Below are 4,307 nucleotides of genomic sequence, written 5' to 3' on the forward strand. Positions count from 1 at the left end.
GACGGGGCGGCGCGGCCGGGCGGCGGCCGGCGGCCGGGCGCGCCGTGCCAGCGCCAGCGTCGCCGCGCCCCAGGCCAGCAGCAGCGACAGCAGCGTCAGCGCGACGCTGCGGCCGGCCACCGGCCGCAGCCAGTCCGGCCACTGGTAGAGCCAGATCGCGGTCGAGATCGCGTAGACGGCGGCCAGCGGCGCCATCAGCATGGCCGCCACGGCGGCGTCGGCGCCCCAGCGCCAGCGCGGCGCGATGGGGAGCGGGCGCGACCATTGCAGCACGTCGGCCGGGTGCAGGCGCTTGCGCAGCAGCAGCGCCGGCAGCGCCGCCACGCCGACCTGGGCCGCCACCAGGGCCAGCGCCTGCGGCCAGGGCAGCGTCGGCGCGATCAGTCCCGGCAGGGCGATGCAGGCGAACAGGCCCAGCAGCACGGGGCCGAAGGCCAGCAACACGATTTCAGTGGAACTTTTTAGGCTGGCGACCACCTGCAGCAGCGCGTGGTGCGCCATTCGGGTCCGGAATCGCAGGTAGGGATGGGCATACCGGTGCATCGCTTCGTGTCCTCGTCATGGCCGCATCGCCACGCCGAGTGTAGGGGGCGCACCGGGTTTGCACAAGTGGCGCGGCCGTTCAGCTGGCGCGCAACATGGTCATGAAGTGGTCGATCTTGCGCGTGGTCTCGGCCCTGTCCGTTTCCAGGTTCTGGTCGATGCAGATGCCGAAGAAGAACACCACCACCATGTCGGCCAGCACGGCGGCCGGCAGCCGCGTGGTTTCGGCTTCGATGTTGGCGGCGATGGCCAGTTTCAGGCCGGCCTGCGAGGCCGTCATCACGTCGTGTGCGCGGGCCGGCAAGATGCCCAGGTCGGGCATCAGCCGCACCGAGAAGCAACCCTTTTCGCCATCGCGCGGCGAATAGCCGAGCTTGAGCAGGCGCTCGATATTATTCCAGCCCGGCGCGCCTTCGGTCAGCAAGCCGCGTTCCATCTGGCGCATCTGGTAATGGCTCAGGCTGGCGAGGAACAGGTCTTCCTTGTCCTTGAATTCGCTGTACAGGCCGGACTTGTTGACACCGGTGGCCAGTTCCAGGTCCTGCAAACTGGTGTCGGCGTAACCCTTGGCCCAGAACACCGGTATCGCTTTGTCGAGCACGCTTTCGCGGCTGAATAGTTTTTTTCTTCCCATGGCGCATTATATCGGAACAGCTGACCGATCCTTTTTTTGGAACTGCATGGTTCATTATAGGCCCGCGCGCCAAAAAAAAACCCCGCAACGGCGAGTTGCGGGGTGAAGCATCCAATTACATCCAAGTCATCGGGGAGGTGACGGCGCATTGTCGCCCGTTTGCGTGACGCCCTGATGACGGCCGGCGCCGCTCAGGATGCCAGACAGGGCGGCGACGGATAAGCGCAGCGACTGGCCCAATTGTTCGGCGGCGTAGCGGGCGCGCGCGGCCGCGAGGACGGTGCCGGCGGCGGCGGCGTCCAGCGCCGGCGTGTCGAGCTTGAAGCGGGCGGCGCCGGCGATGTTGTCGAAGCCGCCGAATGGCAGGCCGTCCGGCGGCGGCAAGGGCGCCGGCTGGCGGCCCGGCAGCTGGAGCGCGGCGCTGATTTGCTCGAAGGGGGGGGCGCGATGCCGGTATGGTCCAGATGCATGCTCCATGCGGCGACGCTGGCGCAGGTCGCGGCCGACATCAGGGCGGCCAGCGACACCAGGATGCGCAGGCTGAAACTGGTAAGGGCATTTTTCATCGGGTCGGAGAGTATCGGCTGGGCGCAATGGCAACCATGGCACGATACTCACCGATTGTAACGCCCTGATGACGCGGCGCAGGGACGAAAAAAAAGACCTGCCGAAGCAGGTCTTTTTCTTGAATGTTGGCGGAGCGGACGGGACTCGAACCCGCGACCCCCGGCGTGACAGGCCGGTATTCTAACCAACTGAACTACCGCTCCTAATACTAGCGTTACTGCGTTTTCCATTTTGGTGGGTGCTGAGAGGCTCGAACTCCCGACCTAAACCTTGTAAGGGTTCCGCTCTACCAACTGAGCTAAGCACCCCATGCTGATTCTGGAAAACCTTTCAGAGTTTGTCACAACTGCTGAAAGAGGCCGTATTCTACTGTGTGGTTTTCTCATCTGCAAGGGTCTTTTTGAAATTCTTTCAAAATCGCCGGGCAGGCCGCGCCGATGCCGCATTGATGCCGCATAGATGCCGCCGCGCATGCGCTACTTGCGGCAGGCATCATTTCCGGTGATACTGTATGTATTCACAGTATAATTTCTCCGGCCCACGTCATATGTACGCGCAAAACCGCCGCATCGCCCATCTGGACATGGATGCCTTCTACGCTTCCGTGGAACTGCTGCAATATCCCGAGCTGCGCGGCCAGGCTGTCGTCATCGGCGGCGGGCGCGACCATCAGCCCGTCGCCCAGCCCGACGGCACGCGCCGCTATGCCCGCCTGCGCGACTACGTGGGACGCGGCGTCATCACCACCGCCACCTACGAGGCGCGGGCGCTGGGCGTCGGCTCGGCCATGGGCATGATGAAGGCGGCCAAGCTGGCGCCGGACGCGGTGCTGTTGCCGGTCAACTTCGACGCCTACCGCCACTACTCGCGTTTGTTCAAGCAGGCCGTGCTGCGCATCGCGCCCGAGATCGAAGACCGCGGCATCGATGAAATCTATATCGACCTGAGCGACGTGCCCGGCGAAACGGTGGAGCTGGCCGGCCGCATCAAGGCCGCCGTCCACGCCGCCACCGGGCTGACGTGCTCGATCGGCGTCACGCCCAACAAGCTGCTGTCGAAAATCTGCTCCGACCTGGACAAGCCGAACGGCTTGACCGTGCTCGGCTACGAAGACATCCCCGACCGCATCTGGCCGCTGGGCGTGCGCAAGATCAACGGCATCGGCCCCAAGGCGACGGAAAAGCTGGCCGCGCTCGGCATCACCACCATCGGCCAGCTGGCCGAGGCCGACGCCGGCCTGCTGCAAGACCATTTCGGCGCCAACTACGCCGGCTGGCTGGCCGAGGCCGCGCACGGCGTCGACCAGCGCGCCGTGACGACGCGCTCCGTCACCAAGTCGATCAGCCGCGAAACCACCTTCGAGCGCGACCTGCACGCGCGCACCGACCGCGACACCTTGTCCGGTATCTTGACGGCGTTGTGCGGGCAGCTGGCCGACGACGTCCAGCGCAAGGGTTTCGTCAGCCACACCATCAGCGTCAAGCTGCGCTACGACGATTTCCAGATCGTCAGCCGCAACGTCACGCTGCCGGCGCCCATCGACGACGCCGCCGCCATCTTGCACGCGGCGCGCGCATGCCTGAAGCGGGTGCCGCTGCAACGCCGGCTGCGGCTGCTGGGCGTGCGCGCCAGCACGCTCGAAAGCAAGGCCCTGTTCCAGGCCGCCGCCGGCCCCGGCCAAGGAGAATTGTTCGCCTGAAGCCGGCCTGGCGGGCCGCCGCGCGTGGGTCCGGTGGCGCCGCCGCGCCGCCCGGACCGGCAACCACCGTAATACAACGCCGGATCGCAAGGCGCCATCGAAACCCGGCGGCGGCGGCCCGCCAGCGTGTAAAATGACGCTCCCCTGGCCGCTCCGCCGACCCAACTGAAACAACGGAAAAGACTAACTATGTGGTTCAAGAATCTTCAGATTTACCGCCTGCCCGCCCCTTGGGCGTACACCCCGGAACAACTGGAAGCCGCGCTCGCTCCCCATGCCTTCGTGCCGGCGAGCAGCAATGAATTGCTGCGCCAGGGTTGGGACACGCCGCGCCCGAACGGCGGCCTGGTCCACGTCGTCAACCAGCAGATGCTGATCCTGCTGGGCGCGGAAAAGAAACTGCTGCCGTCGTCGGTCATCAACCAGGTCGCCAAGGCCCGCGCCGTCGAGATGGAAGAGGCGCAGGGCTTCGCTCCCGGCAAGAAGGCCATGAAGGAACTGAAGGAGCGCGTCGCCGACGAACTGCTGCCGCGCGCGTTCTCGATCCGCAGCAACGTCTGGACCTGGATTGATCCGGTCAACGGCTGGCTGGTCATTGATGCGGGCAGCTCCGGCAAGGCCGAGGAAGTCTTGAAGCTGTTGCTGAAGGCGATCCCGAAGTTCCCTCTTGAGACACTGCGCACCGTACGCTCGCCATTGTCTTGCATGACCGACTGGCTGGCTGCAGATGAAGCGCCGCACAACTTCACCGTCGATCAGGACACTGAATTGCGCGCTAGTGGCGACAGCAAGGCGACCGTACGTTTCGTGCGCCACACACTGGAACCAGATGATGTGCGCCGCCATATTGAATCGGGCAAGCAA

General features: G+C 65.4%; 4 protein-coding genes, 2 tRNA genes and 1 pseudogene. 2 read left to right on the forward strand and 5 right to left on the reverse strand.

Annotated features, from left to right (window positions below):
* The 5 genes and pseudogenes from Q0S71_RS13025 to Q0S71_RS13045 all read right to left on the reverse strand — a co-directional run.
* A pseudogene (locus Q0S71_RS13025) lies at positions 1-501 on the reverse strand (hypothetical protein); the annotation flags it as partial.
* Positions 502-622: 121 nt separating this feature from the next.
* Positions 623-1,177 carry a TetR/AcrR family transcriptional regulator gene (locus tag Q0S71_RS13030; RefSeq protein ID WP_295996091.1) on the reverse strand — a complete coding sequence of 185 codons (555 nt, stop codon included), beginning with the start codon at positions 1,175-1,177 and terminating at the stop codon, positions 623-625.
* A gap of 126 nt (positions 1,178-1,303) precedes the next feature.
* A complete protein-coding gene (locus Q0S71_RS13035; protein WP_295996094.1) occupies positions 1,304-1,654 on the reverse strand; it encodes a hypothetical protein in 351 nt (116 codons plus the stop codon).
* 216 nt (positions 1,655-1,870) lie between these two features.
* Positions 1,871-1,947, reverse strand: a tRNA-Asp gene (locus tag Q0S71_RS13040).
* 29 nt (positions 1,948-1,976) lie between these two features.
* A tRNA-Val gene (locus Q0S71_RS13045) sits at positions 1,977-2,052 on the reverse strand.
* Between the two features lie 239 nt (positions 2,053-2,291).
* On the opposite strand from Q0S71_RS13045, the gene dinB reads away from it, so the two are divergent.
* Both dinB and Q0S71_RS13055 read left to right on the forward strand, forming a co-directional pair.
* A complete protein-coding gene (dinB, locus tag Q0S71_RS13050) occupies positions 2,292-3,443 on the forward strand; it encodes a DNA polymerase IV (RefSeq protein WP_295996097.1) in 1,152 nt (383 codons plus the stop codon).
* A 189-nt stretch (positions 3,444-3,632) separates the two neighbouring features.
* Positions 3,633-4,307, forward strand: a 675-nt coding sequence (locus Q0S71_RS13055; RefSeq protein WP_295996100.1) for a recombination-associated protein RdgC, incomplete at its 3' end; no start/stop codon positions are given.

The organism is Rugamonas sp. (genome assembly GCF_025354735.1).
In the GTDB taxonomy this organism is placed as follows: domain Bacteria; phylum Pseudomonadota; class Gammaproteobacteria; order Burkholderiales; family Burkholderiaceae_D; genus Rugamonas.

Excerpts from the sequence above, each read along its gene's own strand:
- Q0S71_RS13035 (WP_295996094.1), bottom strand. The coding sequence starts at position 1,654 with ATGGAGCATGCATCTGGACCATACCGGCATCGCGCCCCCCCCTTCGAG.
- dinB (WP_295996097.1), top strand. The coding sequence starts at position 2,292 with ATGTACGCGCAAAACCGCCGCATCGCCCATCTGGACATGGATGCCTTC.
- Q0S71_RS13030 (WP_295996091.1), bottom strand. The coding sequence starts at position 1,177 with ATGGGAAGAAAAAAACTATTCAGCCGCGAAAGCGTGCTCGACAAAGCG.